Here is a 17,747-nt window from a genome sequence, read left to right on the forward strand (position 1 = left end):
TTTTATGGCTACTCAACTCGATAGTATCAACAGGCCGGTTGCCAATATCGAGGCGCCAAGTGCTGCAATTGCAATTGGCGAGACCAAGCAGGACATCACCCCAAAACTGGCGCAGCTAGTCACAGGCCAACTACTCAAAGGCGAGATACTGTCCAAACTGATGGATGGCAGTTACACGGTCAGGGTAGCAGGCATTACGGCCAAAATGATGCTTCCAGAGGGCACCAAGGCCGGCGATCAGGTGCCTTTGCGCCTGATTGCTACTGAGCCAAGGCCGACATTTTTGCTGGAACATGATGGTGATACGCACTTCCCTACCCCGTTACCGCAAAAATACTCACCCGGCCCCGATATACGCGCAAGCAATTCAGGCGTTTTAGGCACCTATGCAGACCAGATCGCAGAAGAAGCAGGTCCAGTACAGGCAAGACCCTCGCCTGCGGGTAAATCTGGGGATAACTTCACCGCTGACGCGGGACACACACAAAAAGCAGACACCTCTACCATCGTCAGCCTGTCTGTGAGTACTGAAGGTAAAAAAACTGATGTAATTACCGGACAGAATTCACCAACACAAGAAATTGCCAGCAGCAAAACCGCAGAAATCGCACCCAGATTACCCCTGACGAACACGAAAGCCGCAGACAGCACACCAGATCACCTGAGCAGCGCACCAACATCCTTAAGCAATACTGCCAAATTCATCAGTCAGATATTACAAGCGGCACCCAATACCGGCAACAAGGTGAATATCGCCAGCGAGACCCCTGTCGTTGCTGCTCCGGCAGAACTCAAGGACACTGCCGCAACGGCTTCCAAACTGCAAAACCAGATTAGCAAAAGTGGTTTATTCTACGAATCTCATGTTGCAGAGTGGGCGCAGGGAAAACGTCCCATTTCAGAGATCAAGGGAGAGCCTCAGTCACGTGATGATGCAAGCAAAATTTCGGATATCAGGCCTGGCACAGGATTGCCCAGCGTCAGCAAGGAAATGGGACAAATAATTCACCAGCAACTCAACGTTTTAGATCAAAATATTGTACGATGGCATGGGGAGCTTTTCCCCGGACAAAAAATCGACTGGGAAATAAAAAAAGAAGCAAAGGAAACCCGGCATCTGCAAGAACCGGACGACACAAACTGGCAATCCGTGGTTCGCTTTGAGTTGCCCAATCTGGGGCCTGTCACTGCAACCATTAATCTGCAATCAAACAATCTGGGCCTGTCCCTGCGGGCTGAACAAAGCGACACAGTATCCGCCCTCAAGGATCACGCGAGTGAATTAGCCAGCGCCATGCACACGGCAGGTTCACCGCTGATGTCTTTTGTGGTGAGTAAAAATGAGCGCAGCTAATTCATCTGACAAACCCGTCACACAAAATGCGGTGGCACTTGCCTATCAGACCGGAGATTCTGCGCCCAAAGTGGTAGCCAAGGGAAAAGGACTGATCGCCGAAGAAATCATTGCCAGGGCACGTGAACATGGCGTCCACGTACATCAGTCCAAGGAACTGGTTTCATTACTGATGAAGGTGGATCTTGATCGAGATATACCTCCAGCCCTGTATCGCGCTGTTGCAGAACTGCTCGCTTGGCTTTACCATATTGATACGGAAAAATCAGGGACGATTTCAGAGACTTCCGGGCAAGAGAGCGTTTAGCGCCCCCACTTTTTGAATGTGATTATAAAAATATGCCATCCTTACCTCCGAGCCTGGGTACAGAAAATCAAAGCCCGTACCAAGTTGATTCCCGACGGGAAATCATCGGTTTGTTGCGAGGCTTGAAGGAAAGCAAGCAATTGATCAGCATGTTGATCAATAGCGGCTCGGAAGTGTTTATCACATCCATTCTTGATGTTGATGATACCGAAAACCTCGTCATCATCGATAGTGCCCCTGGCCAACTGGCCAACCAGCGCATCGTTGAAGCAGCCAGGGTATCGTTTGAAGGCTTGCTGGATAAAATAAGCATACAGTTTTCATCATCCAACCTGGAACGCATCACATTTGAAGATCGCCCTGCATTGCAGTTTGAGATCCCTTCAACCATGATACGTTTGCAAAGGCGCGAATATTATCGTATCAACACGCCATTGACCAACCCGATACGCGCCACCATCCCGGTCAAAGTAGATGACAGGACAGAAACGCTTAAACTGGCTCTGGTTGACATCAGTTGCGGCGGGATTGCCATTCTCGATGAAAAAAAGCTGCTTGAAAGCACGATAGGTATCATCTATGAGCACTGCAAGCTGGAATTGCCATCAATAGGCATGGTTGATGTGGTGCTGCAAGTGAGGAATTCCCAGGATTTGATCCTGCTGAATGGCAAATCAAACCGCCGCCTTGGGTGCCAGTTCATCAATATGTCCAATAGCGTACTGGCGAGCATACAACGCTATATCATGAAGCTCGAACGTGAGCGTAATGCCAAGATTACAGGCATACGCTAACGACATCCTTTATACAGACATCGGACTACCAAGAGAATAACCGCCTGATCTGACCAACCTATGACTTATATCTGCATGTTCATGATGTCGTGATACGCAGACACCAGCCGGTTTCTCACCTGTACTGTCGTTTGAAATGAAATGTTGGCCTTTTGCATGGAGATCATGACATCAGACAAGCTGACCTTGTCATCACCCATGGCAAACTTCTGTCCTAACTGCTCAGAACTCACCTGCGCCTTGTTTACCGTATCCAGCGAGGCCTTAAGGGCCTCGGCAAAATCAAGTCGGCCAGGAGAGGCCGTGTTGTCTGTACGATTGGCGGCAATGCCGGCACTCGCCTCCATCTTGGCAGCGGTCGCCTTCAACTGGGCAATCATCGCCTCTATCTGGCCCGCGCCTATCCCCTCCATTTTCATTGCGACACCTCTTTTTGCAATTTCACAGTTGCTACATTAGCAGTCAAATGGCAAACAAGAGCGCGGAAAAGAACCGGGAAAATACCGTTTTTCCAGTGTTTGAATTTACAGATTAAGGGGAAAATCACTAGTAAGTAAAAAACCGAACTGAAATGACCAGCATGTCCTCTACTGATACTTTACTTCGCTCAAGGTGAACCATGGCAACCGCAGAAGATACCGCAATTGCCCCACCTGGCCCGGCCTTCCCGGTCATATTCGGACTCCCGCAAACGCCGGTCGTACGCAATATCATGCTTGCAGTCGGGGCCGCAGCCGTGGTGGCCATCATGATTGGTGTATGGCTCTGGAGCCAGGCGCCCGATTATAAAGTCCTGTTTTCCAACTTCAACGACAGGGATGGAGGAGCGATTGTTGCATCCTTGCAACAATTAAACGTTCCTTACAAATATTCAGAAACAGGCAATGCCATCCTTGTGCCAGCCAGCCAAGTGCATGACGCGCGCCTGAAACTGGCAGCGCAAGGCTTGCCCAAAGGTGGTAATGTCGGTTTTGAACTCATGGAAAACCAGAAACTGGGGATTTCCCAGTTTCTGGAACAAGTCAATTTCCAGCGTGCACTGGAAGGTGAGCTCGCACGTTCCATCCAGGCCGTTTCTGCCGTGCAAACTGCCCGTGTCCACCTTGCAATACCCAAATCGTCAGTCTTTGTCCGTGACCAGCAAAAACCGACCGCCTCAGTGTTGCTGAATCTTTATCCCAGCCGCATTCTTGACCAGCAGCAAGTCAGCGCCATTCTGCATCTGGTAGCCAGCAGCGTACCCGAGCTTTCCGCCAAAAACGTCACCATCGTCGACCAGAATGGCAATTTGTTATCCGATCCGAACAAGCAGGCAGCCAATAATAATCTTGACCCATCACAACTGAAATACGTACAGGAATACCAGCAAAATATCGTCAAACGGATTGAATCCATTATTTCACCCATCGTAGGCAGCAATAATGTCAGGGCTGAGGCAACTGCAGATATCGATTTTTCCCGTACGGAACAGGCAGCAGAAAGCTACAGGCCGAATTCACCGCCAGAAGCCTCTGCCATACGCAGCCAACAGACCAGCGAGTCTTACAACAAGGCTGGCAACGCTTCTGGCATACCTGGTGCACTCAGTAATCAACCTCCTGTACCGGCAACGGCCCCGATTGTTGCCAGCGGTGCCGCCGCAACCCAGAGCACGGCAGCATCAAATGCAGGTTTGATGCAAAAGGATTCAACCACCAATTTTGAAGTCGACAAAACCATCAAATATACCCAGCAAGGAATGGGGGGCGTGAAACGCCTGTCAGTCGCTATCGTTGTCAATTACAAGACTGAAACAGACAAGAATGGCAAGACCACCACCCGTCCGCTGACTGACATCGAGAAGACTCAGATTACCGATCTTGCCAGAGAAGCCATGGGTTTCAACAAGGACAGGGGCGATACGCTCAACGTCGTCAACAGCCCCTTTGCCAGCCCTGAAAAAGAGCCTATAGTGGATTTACCACTGTGGAAACAGCCTGATGTCTTGCAAATGGCGAAGGAGATCGCCAAATATGTAGGTGTAGCCATTGTTCTTGCCTATCTGTTCTTTGGTTTCCTGAAACCCATGCTGTATAAAATCATGGGTAAAGACAAGGAAACGCTGGAAGCTATCGAAGCCGAAAAACGCGCGAAGGAAAAAGAGGAGCGGGAGGAAGATGAAGCAGCCGTGGTAAGCTTGTCTCAAGAAGCCGAACAGCAACATGTGAATATGGCATCAAGCTATGAAATCAACCTGGAAATGGCCAAAACACTGGCCAAGGAAGATCCCCGTATTGTGGCTAACGTTGTAAAGGCATGGCTTAGCAATGAGTGAAGATGGAATACAAAAAGCCGCCACCCTGATGTTGGCGCTGGGTGAAGATGGCGCTGCCGAGGTCATGAAATACCTTGGGCCACGTGAAGTGCAAAAGATTGGCGCCGCCATGGCTACGATCGGCCCTATCCCGCATGAAGCAATCGCCAAGGTGCTCGATGACTTCAAGACGGCAGCTGACTTGAGTTCCTCTGTTGGCCTCGATTCAGACGAGTACATACGCAATGTGCTGACAAAAGCCCTGGGTGATGACAAGGCTGCATCCTTGCTCAACCGCATTTTAGGGGGAAAGGATGCCAGTGGTATAGAAAGTTTGAAATGGATGGATTCTCCTTCTGTCGCAGAACTGATCAAGAATGAGCATCCACAAATTATTGCCACCATCCTGGTCCACCTGGAAAGCGATCAGGCCTGCGAAATTCTCAATCAATTTACTGAGCGATTACGCAATGACATCGTACTGCGTATCGCCACACTGGACGGCATTCAACCGACCGCCCTGCGCGAACTCAATGATGTACTGACCAAACTGCTGACAGGCAATGAAAGCCTGAAGAAAAAATCTATCGGCGGCGTGCGTGCAGCAGCAGAGATCCTGAATTTCATGAGCGGCGAGAATGAAGCCTCGGTGATGGACAACCTGCGCAAGTATGACGGTGACATGGCAGAAAAAATCATGGATGAAATGTTCGTCTTCGACAATATCCTTGACATTGACGACAAAGGCATACAGTTGCTCTTGCGCGAAGTGCAATCCGACTCCCTGATTGTCGCCCTGAAAGGTGCAAACCAGGACATGCGCGAAAAAATCTTCAAGAACATGTCGCAACGCGCTGCCGAAATGATGCGTGAAGATCTTGAATCCAAAGGACCGGTGCGGTTGTCCGAAGTCGAAGCACAGCAGAAACAGATTCTGCTCATCGTACGCCGCCTGGCTGATGAAGGCCAGATCATGCTAGGTGCAAAAGGTGAGGATGCTTATGTCTAATGCCATTCGCCGTGGCGATGTATCTGCCTTCCAGCGCTGGGAAATGGCTTCTTTTGGAGACAATCGCCCAGCACAACTAGAAGAACTCAAGGCGGCAGAAGCCGCACTGGAAGCAAAATATCGGACGGAAGCAGGCATAGAAGCAGAGAAAGCACGTGAAAGCGCACGTCAGGAAGGGTTTGCCGCCGGTTATAAGGAGGCCTACGAACGCGGCCTTAAAGATGGCCAGGAAACTGCCTATGCCGAGACTATGGTCCAAGTAGAGGCCGACATATCTGCCCTGAAGCGCATGGCGCAGGAATTTACTGATCAATTGCATTCGGCGTCAGAACAAATGAGTAACGACCTGATGCTTCTTGCCGTCGACCTTGCGTCGCATATGTTAAAAGCCAGGCTGGAACTGGACCCGATGGCCATACTTCCCATCGTTGAAGACGCGATAACCCAACTTGCAACCGTTCAGCAACCGGCCAAATTAATCGTCAATCCGGCAGATGCCGAAACCATCAAAAACCATCTGGGTGAAACTTTGGCCGAAGATGGCTGGCGCGTCATCGCCGATCCGCTGGTTGAGCGCGGTGGTTGCAAGATGGAGACCCTGCATAACCGGATTGACGCCAGCTATTCCACACGCTGGAAAAAACTGCTGGATGCCATGCAGGTCTCCCCGGATTATCCGGGCTAACCGCCATGCAAGCAAGTTTCATCAGCGACTGGCAAGACAGACTCAAACTCGGTCGCGAGCAGATTTCTCATGTCCAGACCACGTCTGTGTCGGGCAGGGTAACCAGAGTGACAGGCCTGGTCATGGAAGCGGTGGGTCTGCGCCTGCCTGTAGGCAGCGCCTGCAGCATACACTTGCAAAGTGGCGCAAAGATTGATGCTGAAGTGGTCGGTTTTGACGGTGACAGACTGTTCCTGATGCCACATAGCGACCTTGATGGCGTCACTCCGGGCGCACCAGTATTTCCATCCGAGCCGGAAACCCATGAAATAGTCAACCATCCGCGCCGGCGCCCCAGCGACAGGAGCCGCCACCTGCCCGTGGGATATCAATTGCTGGGCCGCGTTCTTGATGGCAATGGCCGTCCGCTCGACACCCTTGGTCCACTGGGCACGCATGAGTCTGCACCGCTGGGGGCACGCATCTACAATCCACTGGAAAGAGCTCCCATCGTTGACACACTGGACGTTGGCGTCAGGGCCATCAACAGCATGTTAAGCGTAGGCCGCGGGCAAAGGCTGGGGCTGTTCGCCGGCTCCGGTGTCGGCAAGAGCGTGCTGCTGGGCATGATGGCGCGATATACATCCGCAGACGTTATCGTGGTCGGCCTCATCGGTGAACGGGGACGCGAAGTCAAGGAATTCATAGAGCAAATCCTTGGCGCAGAAGGATTGGCGCGCTCTGTCGTCGTGGCAGCACCGGCCGATGCGCCCCCCTTGATGCGTCTGCAAGGGGCAGCCTATGCCACGACCATTGCAGAATACTTCAGGGATCAGGGCCGTAGCGTATTGCTGATCATGGATTCACTGACCCGCTATGCCATGGCGCAACGCGAAATCGCCTTGGCCATCGGTGAGCCGCCTGCGACCAAGGGTTACCCCCCATCTGTCTTTGCCAAATTGCCGATACTGGTAGAAAGGGCTGGCAATGGCAAGTCAGGCGGCGGCTCGATTACGGCTTTTTATACCGTTCTGACTGAAGGTGACGATCAACAGGACCCGATCGCCGATGCTGCCCGCGCCATCCTCGACGGCCATATTGTCTTGAATCGCACGCTGGCAGAGAGCGGGCACTACCCTGCCATCGACATAGAGCAGTCAATCAGCCGCGCCATGCACAGTATCACCTCCCCGGAACACCAGGCTTTATCACGCAGGCTCAAGCAATTGTATTCACGCTATGAACGCAGCCGTGATCTGATCAGCGTGGGCGCCTACTCCCCAGGCTCTGATCCGCTACTTGATGAAGCAATACGCCTGCACGGCAAAATTGTTTCTTTTCTGCAACAGGACATTACTGAAAAATGCAGCATATCCGAGAGCTTGGGGGAACTTCAGGCTCTATTCAACCCTTAGAAATAAAAAAAAAGACCTATACTAATCTTCATCATGGCGTTGAAATCCCCGATTACCACACTGATAGAAATAGCAGAACGAGAAGTTGACGATGCCGCCAAACTTCTGGGTAAAACCATACGTGCACATGAAGAAACCGAAAAGAAATTAAATTTATTACAACAGTATCGTGATGATTATGCGCAAAGACTCCAGGATGGCGCAGCCAAGGGTTTGACGGTATCGCAATATACAAATTTCCTGTCATTTCTGGGCAAGCTTGATGCGGCCATTGATGGACAAAAAAAAGTAGTGATGGATGCCGAGCATCGTATTGTCATGGCAAAAACAGAGTGGCAGGCCAGTGAGAAAAAACGACTGTCCTACGATACCTTGCAAAATCGCGCAGAAACATTGCAGCTGAAAAAGGAAGCAAAAAGGGATCAGAAGCAAACCGATGAAATGGCCGCTCGCGCCCTCTTCTACAAGCGCTAATCTTTAACAGGTATTCAAATGCAAGCCAACGCCATAGTGACCGCTACGGATAGCCCAACTGGGACCGTCAAGACTGGAAAAAACAGTTCGTCTGCAAATCTCGACATCAGCTTCAACCAGATGCTGGACAAAGAGATATACAACAGCAAAAAGCCAGACCTGGATATGGCGCGCCCTGCCAGCAGGCCCGTGCCACCCGCAAAGTCCAATAACACCAGTAATAATGTCAACGCCACCAATATCAAGACAGCTGGCAATAACGGCAATGGTAACAACCTCGACACCAAGGAAAACACGACAACTCCGGTGTCATCTCAAACGGTGAGCAAATCGGACAAGCCTGAATCGGATAGCAGAAAGTTAGAACAAGATGACGGTACGACCGAAAAAGACGATGATATCGGCACACAGATTCTTGCCTTGGTCGGCAATCTGGCCGCTCCGCCAGTAACGACAGATGTCAAGGCCGCCGCCGCCCCCGCCCCGGTTGATACTGGCAAAACTGACAGCCTCCCAGCCATAGGCGTCAATACGGCCGCAAGCCTGACTGATCCGGCAGATGCAACCCTTGCCAGCTTGAATAAATCTGGCGCAGATACACTCGACAAGACTGACCTGCAGTCGGGCAATCAGCTCAAGGTAATCTCCGGGCAAGACCAGGCAACCAATGAAACCGATGTCTCACGCATAGCAGCACAAATCATGGCAAGCCAGTCGGCAGGAAAGACTTCAGAAAAAGTCGTGACAAGCAATGCCAGCCCGACTGACGCAGTAATTCTCGCAGGCAAGACCAGGTCGACCGAGGCAAATGGCGACATCTCCCTGGCTCCGGCTATTGCAGATAGCGAGGCATTGGCAACAACATCCGCCGTTCGCAAAACCACCAGCACCGCAGACAAGAGCACTGCAACAAATGCCAGTGAAGCAAAGACCAGCGACATCGACCTCGGCAATAAACTTGCTGACAAAACTGTTGACAGTCACGCCACTGCAACCAATATTGATACAGCAAAATCTTTTTCCAGGGATATAGCCCAGGCCAAAGATGTCTTGTCCGAGCATGCAGTTGAAGTCAAAGTGAATCCAGCAAACAAGGACATGCCACAAGTCGTGGCCGCCCCGCCAACCGTCCAGGTAGTGAATGCCAGTCAGTTTAATGCAGCAAACGCCCTGGCCGCAGAGCAGATTTCCGCACGAGTAGGCAGTGCCGGCTGGGACAAGGCAGTCGGCCAAAAAGTGGTGTGGATGGTCGGCGAAGGCTTGCAATCCGCAGAGCTGACACTGAATCCTCCCGATCTTGGCCCCTTGCAAGTAGTGTTAAAAGTTAGTAATGATCAGGCCAGCGCCAATTTCAGCTCTGCCCAACCTGAAGTAAGAGAAGCATTGGAAGCTGCCCTGCCGCGCCTTAAGCAGATGCTTAGTGATGCCGGCGTACAGCTGTCGGGCTTTTCCGTTAACTCCCAGTCTGCTGGTCAGGGTCAGAGTTTCGCGGATCAGCAAGCAAGGTCAACTTCTGGCAGCAATACAAGAATCAGCAACGAGACCGTCGACAGCCCGGTCAATACTGCAAGTACAACTACCGCCAAAGTAATAAGCAATAACGGTCTGGTCGACACCTTCGTCTGACCGCATCAGAGCAGCCCCCCCTTAGGCAAGCCCTATGCCTATCGACAACAATAACAGACGCACGTCCGACTGATGCGTCTGTTGCCTGCCTGACAGAAATTCTCCACCGAATCAAGTTGATTTGCATCAGCAGCAACATAGCGTTCAGCTCTATGGAAAAAAGCCTGCACAACCATGTAGAATGGATGTGAAGAAGGCTGATCCACGAAGCATGGCTGCAATAACATGCACCTGCAAACTATAGAGATAAGCTGAAATACGCCCTCTTTTTCTTGGATATTACATGCCTCGTATCAAGGATAATATTTAAAAATCTTGGCATTATGTGCCAGCAGAGAGGAAAACCATGGCGAAAGCACCAGCCAAAGCAGCAGAAACGAGCGACGCTCCAGCAGCGGGAAAATCAAAGAAAAAACTCCTTATCATTATTGCTGCAGTCGTGGTACTACTGGTTGTCGCCGGTGCAGGTGCAGCTTTTTTCCTGACGAAGAAGAGCTCTGCTAACAAAGAAAAAGAACACAAGACAGAGCCGACAAAAGCACCTGTTTTCCTGGCATTGGAACCATTTACAGTCAACCTGCAGTCTGATGGTGGAGACAAATACCTGCAAATCAGCATGACCTTGCAGGTGCAGGATGAGGAACAGGTCAATCTGATCAAGGCCAACATGCCCCAGGTACGCAGCCGCCTGTTATTGCTGCTGTCGAGCAAGGATGCCGCAGAAATCCTGTCAGGTGAAGGTAAGGAAAAACTGGTCAATGAAATCATCGAAAAGGTTTCCCAGCCATTTGCCCCGAAAGGCGAACCGCAAAAAGTGAGCGGTGTTTTCTTCACTTCTTTCGTCGTTCAATAAGCCATGTCAGATAATTTTCTCTCCCAGGAAGAAGTTGATGCCCTTTTGAAGGGTGTCACGGGAGATCAGGACGATTCGCAGTCACTGGAGGATACCTCAGGTGTACGGCCCTACAATCTTGCGACGCAAGAGCGTATCGTCCGTGGCCGCATGCCGACCCTGGAAATTATCAATGAGCGTTTTGCCCGGCTGTTGCGCATAGGCTTGTTCAATTTCTTGCGACGCAGTGCCGAAGTATCGGTTGGTACTGTCCGGGTATCGAAATATAGTGAGTTCATCCGCAACCTCGTGGTGCCGACCAATCTCAACCTGGTCCACATGAAGCCCTTGCGCGGCACTTCATTGATCGTGCTAGACCCCGGCCTGGTATTTTTGCTGGTGGACAATCTGTTTGGTGGCGATGGTCGCTTTCATACACGTGTTGAAGGTCGCGATTTTACACAGACAGAGCAACGCATCATCCATCGCATACTTGAAATCATTTTTGAAACCTATGCCAAATCCTGGGAGCCGGTCTACCCCATAGAATTTGAATACATACGTTCAGAAATGAACACGCAGTTTGCCAATATTGCGACACCCAACGAGGTGGTGGTATCCACCACCTTTACGATAGAACTGGGCCCCGTCAGTGGTGAGATGCATTTATGCATGCCTTACTCGATGATAGAGCCGATACGTGACATACTGACCAGTAGCCTGCAGGGTGAAACACTGGAAGTCGACAAGCGCTGGGTGCGGCTGATGACACAGCAGATACAGATTGCCGAAGTGGAAATCGTTGCAGATCTGGGTACCACGCGCGTCACGCTGGGCGATATACTGAATATGAAAGAAGGTGATGTGATTCCTCTATCCATACCTGAGATTATTTCAGCAAAAGTAGATGGCACGCCAGTCATGGAGTGCAAGTATGGAATTTTTAACGGACAGTATGCCTTACGCGTTGAGAAACTGATCAGTTCCAGCGTACAGGAAGTAGCACAAGGAGAAAATCATGGATGACAACGGCGATACCCCCATCAGTGAAGACGATTGGGGTGCTGCGATTGCAGAGCAAGAGAGAGCTGAGGCCGCTGCAGCCCAAAAGGCCGAGGCACCGCCAGCCAGCGCCGCCATATTCAAGGAGTTCAGCAGCAAGGGCACCGCGACAACGACAGAAACCCATAATGATATCGACTTCATTCTTGATATTCCAGTACAACTGACCGTAGAGCTGGGCCGTACCAAGATAGCAATCAAGAACCTGCTGCAGCTGGCACAAGGCTCGGTGGTGGAACTTGACGGCCTGGCTGGTGAGCCTATGGATGTGCTGGTGAATGGCTGTCTGATCGCTCAAGGCGAGGTTGTCGTCGTCAACGACAAGTTCGGGATACGTCTGACCGATATCGTGACACCTGCTGAACGCATACGCAAGCTGAACAAATGATGTTTCGATCACGCTTATTGGGATGGATGACATTTGCCATATTGAACAGCAATGCATATGCTGCTGGCCCAGATCAGGTCACACCAAGTGCAGGCTTGCTGCAAATCGCCACCGCGTTGATGCTGGTCGTAGCACTGGTCCTGGCCGCTGCCTGGGTGATGCGTCGCCTTGGTCCTTTGAATGCAGGGAATAAAATCCAGCTCAAGATCATTGGCGGCATCAGCGTTGGCAATCGTGAAAAAATAATGGTTGTAGAAGTTGCCGACCAATGGCTGATTCTTGGGGTAACCGCAAACAGTATCAATAATCTGGGCAGCTTACCCAAACAGGAGGAATTTGTGGACTCGCTGGCACTTGGGCCAAGCGATCCCTTTTCTACCTGGTTGAGACGCACGCTGGATAAACGCTCCAAAGAGCGACCTGACAACAGCTGAAATTCTGTATGAAAATTTTGCGCTCTTCCCTGCCACTGGTCTGGCTCTTGATATTCCTGTGCGGAATAGTCTTGCCGGATATGGCATTTGCCCAGAACAATGGTGGCCTGCAAGCCATCACCAGCACACCTGCGCCGGGTGGCGGACAGAATTATTCCCTCAGCATACAGACGCTGCTGTTCCTGACCGCACTGAGTTTCCTGCCAGCGGTTTTATTGATGATGACCAGCTTTACCCGCATCATCATCGTGCTGTCCCTTCTTAGGCAGGCACTAGGCACCCAATCAGCCCCCCCCAATCAGGTAATGGTGGGCCTGACCCTGTTCCTGACCCTGTTCGTCATGGGGCCGGTGTTTGACAAGATCTATGTAGAAGCTTATCAGCCGTTTACAGAAAACAAGATCACCATGCAGGCAGCAATGGAAAAAGGTGCAGGGCCATTGAAGCAGTTCATGATGAAACAGACCAGGCAGGCTGATCTTGCCCTGTACGTCAAGCTGTCAAATTCCCCCGACCTGCAAGGACCGGAAGACGTATCTTTGCGCATCCTGATCCCGGCCTTTATCACCAGTGAGTTGAAGACTGCATTCCAGATCAGTTTTGCCATTTTTATCCCCTTTCTCATTATCGACATGGTGGTCGCCAGTGTCCTGATGTCGATGGGCATGATGATGGTGTCACCTGCCATTGTGTCATTGCCATTCAAGTTGATGCTGTTTGTATTGGTGGACGGTTGGCAGTTATTGATAGGTTCACTTGCACAAAGCTTTTACTGAGGTTCACCATGACACCCGATTCCGTAATGACAATGGGCCGCCAGGCCATGGAAGTGACCTTGCTGGTGTCAGCCCCCTTGCTGCTGGTCGCACTAGGCATAGGCCTGATCGTCAGCATTTTTCAGGCGGCAACACAGATCAATGAAACAACGCTGTCCTTCATCCCCAAGCTGGTAGGCATCTTTGTCACCCTGATTATTGCCGGCCCCTGGATGTTGTCTATATTGCTCGACTACATGCGACAGATGTTTTCCAGCATTGCCACCATGGCCAGCTGAACATACGTCATCACGTTTAAATGATTTCTTTTTCCAGCAATGAGCTGATTGCACTGATCAACTCCTTTATCTGGCCCCTGACCCGTATACTGGGTCTGATTGCTGTTGCACCACCATTCGGTAATAACACGGTACCGGTACAGATAAAACTGTCGTTTGGTATCGTATTGGCGCTGATAGTCGCCCCTACCCTGCCACTCACACCTGATCTTGACCCGATTTCCCTCAATGGCGTCCTCGTACTTGCCCAGCAACTGATCATCGGTATTGGCATGGGTTTTGTCATGCGCATGGTATTTTCCAGCATAGAAATGGCGGGTGAAGTATCCGGCCTGACCATGGGCCTGGGCTTCGCCACTTTTTTTGACCCGCAGACACAGGGGCGTTCTTCGGCAATAGCACAATTCCTGGTGCTGACAGCTACCCTGCTGATGCTGACCATGAACGTTCATTTGGCCATGCTAGAAGCCCTGGTCGGCAGTTTTCAGACCATTCCCATTTCTACCACGTTTCAAATGGGCTTCAACTCCCACAAACTGGTCATCTGGGGTGAGGAGATTTTCAGCGTCGGAATGCGCCTGTCGTTGCCCATCGTTGCCGCCCTGCTGGTTACCAACGTAGCACTTGGCATATTGACCCGTGCCGCACCACAGTTAAACCTGTTCGGCATAGGCTTCCCGATTACGATAGGAGTAGGATTTTTAATGGTGGCATTGATCATGCCTTATTTACTCCTTCCTCTGCAAAACCTGTTCCAGCACGGCATAGAAGCCATGCAATCCATGGGAGCGGCAACACAGGTACCGGCATCAACACCAGGCAAACCATGACAGTCTCCGTATTCCCGCCAGAAGCCAGATTATTTGACGTAGCGACCATTCGAGAAATAGAAGCGCGTGCACTCGCCGTTCAAACCGGATTGACCCTGATGCAAAAAGCCGGGCTGGCTACTGCAGAGATCGCTATCCGTCTTTGCAACAGGCAGGATAGTCATGTGCTGGTGCTGGCCGGCCCAGGCAACAATGGCGGCGACGCCTACGAAGCCGCTTGCCTGCTTGCCGAGCGCGGCTATCATGTCTGCATCATCAATTGCGGCAAGGCTGAGCACTATTCGACCGATGCCCTGTCTGCATTGCGCAAGGCCCAGAATCTGGGGTTATCTTTTATCACGGTTGATGATTTGCTGTCTGGCCTGACACAGCAATGGGGGGTGATTATTGACGGCCTGTTCGGCATCGGTTTAAAACGCCCGCCTGAAGGAAGCATTGCCAGACTCATCGCATACATCAACCGTTTGTCAGTCAAAAGCGCTATACCTGTACTGGCAATTGATGTACCCAGTGGACTGAATGCAGATAGCGGACAACCAGTCAGCCCTGAAAAGCTGGCTATTGAAGCCAGTCACACAGTCACGTTTATCGCGGACAAACCAGGTTTGCATACGGGAGCAGGTAAGGACTTCGCGGGGCAAGTCCTGCCGGAATTGCTTGGCATTCCCCTTGATTTATACCCGCCATGCCAGATGCACCTGAATCAGCAATCATCCTTACCAGGCCATCTGCTGCGCAGGAAGCACGACAGCCATAAAGGCAGCTTTGGTGATGTCTCGGTACTTGGTGGTGCCACGGGGATGGCGGGAGCCGCAATCCTTGCTGCGCGGGCAGCACAATTGGCTGGTGTAGGCCGGATCTATTGCGGCATGCTGGCACAGGGACCCGGCTATGACAGCCTGCATCCGGAGTTAATGTTCCGCAAGGCTGATGATCTGGAGCTGGGGATTGCGGCCGTCGTCATAGGCCCTGGACTGGGGCAATCAAAGTCTGCGCATGACCTGTTGAACAAGGCAATACATAGAGCAAAAACATTGGTCATTGATGCAGACGCGTTGAACCTGCTTGCGATGGACCGGGACTTGCAAACCCGGCTAAGCGAACGAAGCGATGCCAGCGTGCTGACACCACATCCACTGGAAGCGGCCCGCCTGCTCAAACTCAGCGTATCAGATGTCCAAGGCAACAGGCTCAGTGCCACCCGGGAACTGGCAAGCCGTTTCAAGGCTACGGTGATATTGAAAGGCTCCGGCAGCGTCATCTGTGATCCGGCGGGACAGCTATTGATCAATGATAGCGGCAATCCAGCCCTGGCCAGCGGCGGTACCGGCGATGTACTGGCAGGTGTGATAGCTGCCCTGCTGGCGCAGTCCTGTAATGGCCTGGATGCCGCAAGACTGGCAACATGGGCACATGGCCATGCGGCAGATCAACTGCTTATAAAGGGCATAGGGCCGCTAGGACTGACCGCCAGTGAATTATTGCCAGAGATCAGAACCATCCTTAACCAGCTTGCCCGTCACTGACAGATAAGCTGGTTATCGCCCAGATATCGCTGGCTATAAGCACATATAGCCGGATAGTCCAACAAATCAATCGACCAGGCTATTGATTTGTTCTGGTATCAATTTCTCTGCTTCAACTGCGGCATCACAAGCTATGCCCGCATGTGACAGCGCAACACTCAATTTTTCTATCTGCGCTTGCTGCGCCACGGCGTGATCAATCAGTTTATGCAAAACCTTGGATATTGGGTCATCGCTGTTTTGTGTCACGCCATAAGCTGTAAACAACTGCGCTGCCTCTGAATCAGCAGAAGCGACTTCTCTTTTGATGACATGAGCCGGATTGCCGACTGCGGTTGCACCGGTTGGTACTGGCTTGAGAACGACAGAATTGGAGCCGATTTTCGCCCCGGCCCCGATAGTAAAACCGCCGAGCACCTTGGCGCCGGCACCGACAATGACGCCAGACTCCAGAGTTGGATGGCGCTTGGCGCCTCGCGATAAGGAAGTGCCCCCCAAAGTCACGCCCTGATAGATGGTGCAATCATCACCAACCACGGCAGTTTCACCTATCACGACGCCAAAGCCATGGTCAATGAACACTCGCCGACCTATTTGTGCGCCAGGATGTATTTCGATACCGGTCAATACCCTGGCGACATGGGATATAAAACGCCCCAGCCACTTCAGACCACGCTGCCAGCACCATTCTGCCCAGCCGTGCATGACTATGGCCTGAAAACCAGGATAACAAGTGATCACCTCCCAGGCATTGCGAGCGGCAGGATCTTTCTTGATGATGCTGGCGATATCTTCTCTCAGGCGATTAAACATGACATGAATGCAAGAATTAAACAGGGAGTAAGATAGTAGCGCATTTCAGGAAAACGCGTATCCGCTGCAAAAAAATCATCATGTCATGTCTGGTGAGGACGCCCTGGATTACAAACGCTGCCGCCGGGCCTCATACAGGCAAACACCTGAAGCAACCGAGACGTTGAGACTTTCTACAGAGCCGAACATGGGAATGCTGACCAGCATATCGCAGGTTTCACGGGTCAGGCGACGCATGCCCTCGCCTTCCGAGCCCATGACGAGGGCGGTACCTGATTTGAAATCCACATCATAAATATTTTTTTCAACATCATCGGTCGTGCCGACCAGCCAGATGTCCCGCTCTTTCAGTTCGCGCAGGGTACGCGCCAGATTGGTAACGGTAATATAGGGCACGGTTTCAGCGGCGCCACTGGCAACCTTGGCAGCTGTCGCATTCAAGCCGACAGCCCTGTCTTTGGGAGCAATCACTGCATGCGCGCCAGCGCCGTCAGCCACGCGCAGACAGGCGCCCAGATTATGCGGATCAGTAATACCGTCAAGCACCAGCAGCAATGGTGGACCATCAATCGCATCCAGCAACTCGTCAAGATTGCGCGCCAATGACAATTCGCTGGCCTTGGCGACCACTCCCTGATGGCGACGGGTACCCACAATGTTGTTGAGGCGCTGATCATCCGCAGGGATAACGCGTACACCGGCAGCCTTTGCAGCTTGCAAAAGGTCTTTCATGCGCCCGTCAACGCGGGAAGAGTCAACATAAATCTCTTCTACGGAAGAAGCTTCATGACGAATCCTGGAGGTCACCGCATGGAAACCAAAAATCATTTTACTTTTCATTTCATTCTTTTCTATTACTTGTCAACGTCTTT

General features: G+C 51.6%; 20 protein-coding genes. 17 read left to right on the forward strand and 3 right to left on the reverse strand.

Annotated features, from left to right (window positions below):
* The first annotated feature begins 4 nt into the window (after positions 1 to 4).
* From fliK to LZ463_RS06775, 3 genes are read left to right on the forward strand one after another with little or no spacing between them, the layout of a single operon-like run.
* A complete protein-coding gene (fliK, locus tag LZ463_RS06765; protein WP_241454867.1) occupies positions 5 to 1,354 on the forward strand; it encodes a flagellar hook-length control protein FliK in 1,350 nt (449 codons plus the stop codon).
* Positions 1,341 to 1,661, forward strand: a complete 321-nt coding sequence (locus LZ463_RS06770) for an EscU/YscU/HrcU family type III secretion system export apparatus switch protein (protein ID WP_241454868.1) — start codon at positions 1,341 to 1,343, stop codon at positions 1,659 to 1,661. The genes fliK and LZ463_RS06770 overlap by 14 nt, the downstream gene beginning before the upstream one ends.
* A gap of 32 nt (positions 1,662 to 1,693) precedes the next feature.
* Entirely contained in the window at positions 1,694 to 2,455 is a 762-nt protein-coding gene (locus LZ463_RS06775) for a flagellar brake protein (protein WP_241454869.1), read from the forward strand.
* A gap of 65 nt (positions 2,456 to 2,520) precedes the next feature.
* On the opposite strand, the gene fliE is transcribed toward LZ463_RS06775, so the two are convergent.
* Positions 2,521 to 2,874 carry a flagellar hook-basal body complex protein FliE gene (fliE, locus tag LZ463_RS06780; protein WP_241454870.1) on the reverse strand — a complete coding sequence of 118 codons (354 nt, stop codon included), beginning with the start codon at positions 2,872 to 2,874 and terminating at the stop codon, positions 2,521 to 2,523.
* 200 nt (positions 2,875 to 3,074) lie between these two features.
* On the opposite strand from fliE, the gene fliF reads away from it, so the two are divergent.
* The 14 genes from fliF to LZ463_RS06850 all read left to right on the forward strand — a co-directional run bounded on the left by fliF (position 3,075) and on the right by LZ463_RS06850 (position 16,062).
* Positions 3,075 to 4,769, forward strand: a complete 1,695-nt coding sequence (gene fliF / locus LZ463_RS06785) for a flagellar basal-body MS-ring/collar protein FliF (RefSeq protein WP_489686088.1) — start codon at positions 3,075 to 3,077, stop codon at positions 4,767 to 4,769.
* The gene (gene fliG / locus LZ463_RS06790; protein ID WP_241454871.1) at positions 4,762 to 5,757 is read left to right on the forward strand and encodes a flagellar motor switch protein FliG; all 996 of its coding nucleotides are present in this window, start codon (positions 4,762 to 4,764) and stop codon (positions 5,755 to 5,757) included. Before fliF ends, fliG begins: the two co-directional genes overlap by 8 nt.
* On the forward strand, positions 5,750 to 6,442 hold the full coding sequence (locus tag LZ463_RS06795) for a flagellar assembly protein FliH (protein WP_241454872.1): 693 nt from the start codon (positions 5,750 to 5,752) through the stop codon (positions 6,440 to 6,442). Before fliG ends, LZ463_RS06795 begins: the two co-directional genes overlap by 8 nt.
* A 5-nt stretch (positions 6,443 to 6,447) precedes the next feature.
* Positions 6,448 to 7,836: a flagellar protein export ATPase FliI gene (gene fliI / locus LZ463_RS06800; protein ID WP_277623971.1), complete on the forward strand. Its 1,389-nt coding sequence runs from the start codon at positions 6,448 to 6,450 to the stop codon at positions 7,834 to 7,836.
* Between the two features lie 33 nt (positions 7,837 to 7,869).
* Positions 7,870 to 8,310, forward strand: coding sequence for a flagellar export protein FliJ (gene fliJ / locus LZ463_RS06805; protein WP_241454873.1), 441 nt, complete (start codon positions 7,870 to 7,872; stop codon positions 8,308 to 8,310).
* Positions 8,311 to 8,328: 18 nt separating this feature from the next.
* Positions 8,329 to 9,936, forward strand: a complete 1,608-nt coding sequence (locus LZ463_RS06810) for a flagellar hook-length control protein FliK (protein WP_241454874.1) — start codon at positions 8,329 to 8,331, stop codon at positions 9,934 to 9,936.
* 346 nt (positions 9,937 to 10,282) lie between these two features.
* A complete protein-coding gene (fliL, locus tag LZ463_RS06815) occupies positions 10,283 to 10,789 on the forward strand; it encodes a flagellar basal body-associated protein FliL (protein WP_241454875.1) in 507 nt (168 codons plus the stop codon).
* 3 nt (positions 10,790 to 10,792) lie between these two features.
* Complete coding sequence (gene fliM / locus LZ463_RS06820; RefSeq protein ID WP_241454876.1) at positions 10,793 to 11,794, forward strand: flagellar motor switch protein FliM; 1,002 nt, start codon at positions 10,793 to 10,795, stop codon at positions 11,792 to 11,794.
* Positions 11,787 to 12,218 (forward strand): flagellar motor switch protein FliN, encoded by a 432-nt coding sequence (gene fliN / locus LZ463_RS06825; protein WP_241454877.1) that lies wholly within the window; start codon positions 11,787 to 11,789, stop codon positions 12,216 to 12,218. Before fliM ends, fliN begins: the two co-directional genes overlap by 8 nt.
* On the forward strand, positions 12,215 to 12,652 hold the full coding sequence (fliO, locus tag LZ463_RS06830; protein WP_241454878.1) for a flagellar biosynthetic protein FliO: 438 nt from the start codon (positions 12,215 to 12,217) through the stop codon (positions 12,650 to 12,652). Before fliN ends, fliO begins: the two co-directional genes overlap by 4 nt.
* An 8-nt stretch (positions 12,653 to 12,660) precedes the next feature.
* A complete protein-coding gene (gene fliP, locus LZ463_RS06835) occupies positions 12,661 to 13,428 on the forward strand; it encodes a flagellar type III secretion system pore protein FliP (RefSeq protein ID WP_489686089.1) in 768 nt (255 codons plus the stop codon).
* An 8-nt stretch (positions 13,429 to 13,436) separates the two neighbouring features.
* The gene (gene fliQ / locus LZ463_RS06840; protein ID WP_241454879.1) at positions 13,437 to 13,706 is read left to right on the forward strand and encodes a flagellar biosynthesis protein FliQ; all 270 of its coding nucleotides are present in this window, start codon (positions 13,437 to 13,439) and stop codon (positions 13,704 to 13,706) included.
* Between the two features lie 20 nt (positions 13,707 to 13,726).
* On the forward strand, positions 13,727 to 14,536 hold the full coding sequence (gene fliR / locus LZ463_RS06845; protein ID WP_241454880.1) for a flagellar biosynthetic protein FliR: 810 nt from the start codon (positions 13,727 to 13,729) through the stop codon (positions 14,534 to 14,536).
* A complete protein-coding gene (locus tag LZ463_RS06850) occupies positions 14,533 to 16,062 on the forward strand; it encodes an NAD(P)H-hydrate dehydratase (protein ID WP_241454881.1) in 1,530 nt (509 codons plus the stop codon). Before fliR ends, LZ463_RS06850 begins: the two co-directional genes overlap by 4 nt.
* Before the next feature lie 66 nt (positions 16,063 to 16,128).
* Here LZ463_RS06850 and cysE read toward each other — a convergent pair whose 3' ends face one another.
* A complete protein-coding gene (gene cysE / locus LZ463_RS06855; RefSeq protein ID WP_241454882.1) occupies positions 16,129 to 16,875 on the reverse strand; it encodes a serine O-acetyltransferase in 747 nt (248 codons plus the stop codon).
* Positions 16,876 to 16,983: 108 nt separating this feature from the next.
* Complete coding sequence (gene rlmB, locus LZ463_RS06860; protein WP_241454883.1) at positions 16,984 to 17,715, reverse strand: 23S rRNA (guanosine(2251)-2'-O)-methyltransferase RlmB; 732 nt, start codon at positions 17,713 to 17,715, stop codon at positions 16,984 to 16,986.
* Positions 17,716 to 17,747: the final 32 nt, after the last annotated feature.

The organism is Undibacterium paludis (genome assembly GCF_022568815.1).
In the GTDB taxonomy this organism is placed as follows: Bacteria; Pseudomonadota; Gammaproteobacteria; order Burkholderiales; family Burkholderiaceae_D; genus Undibacterium.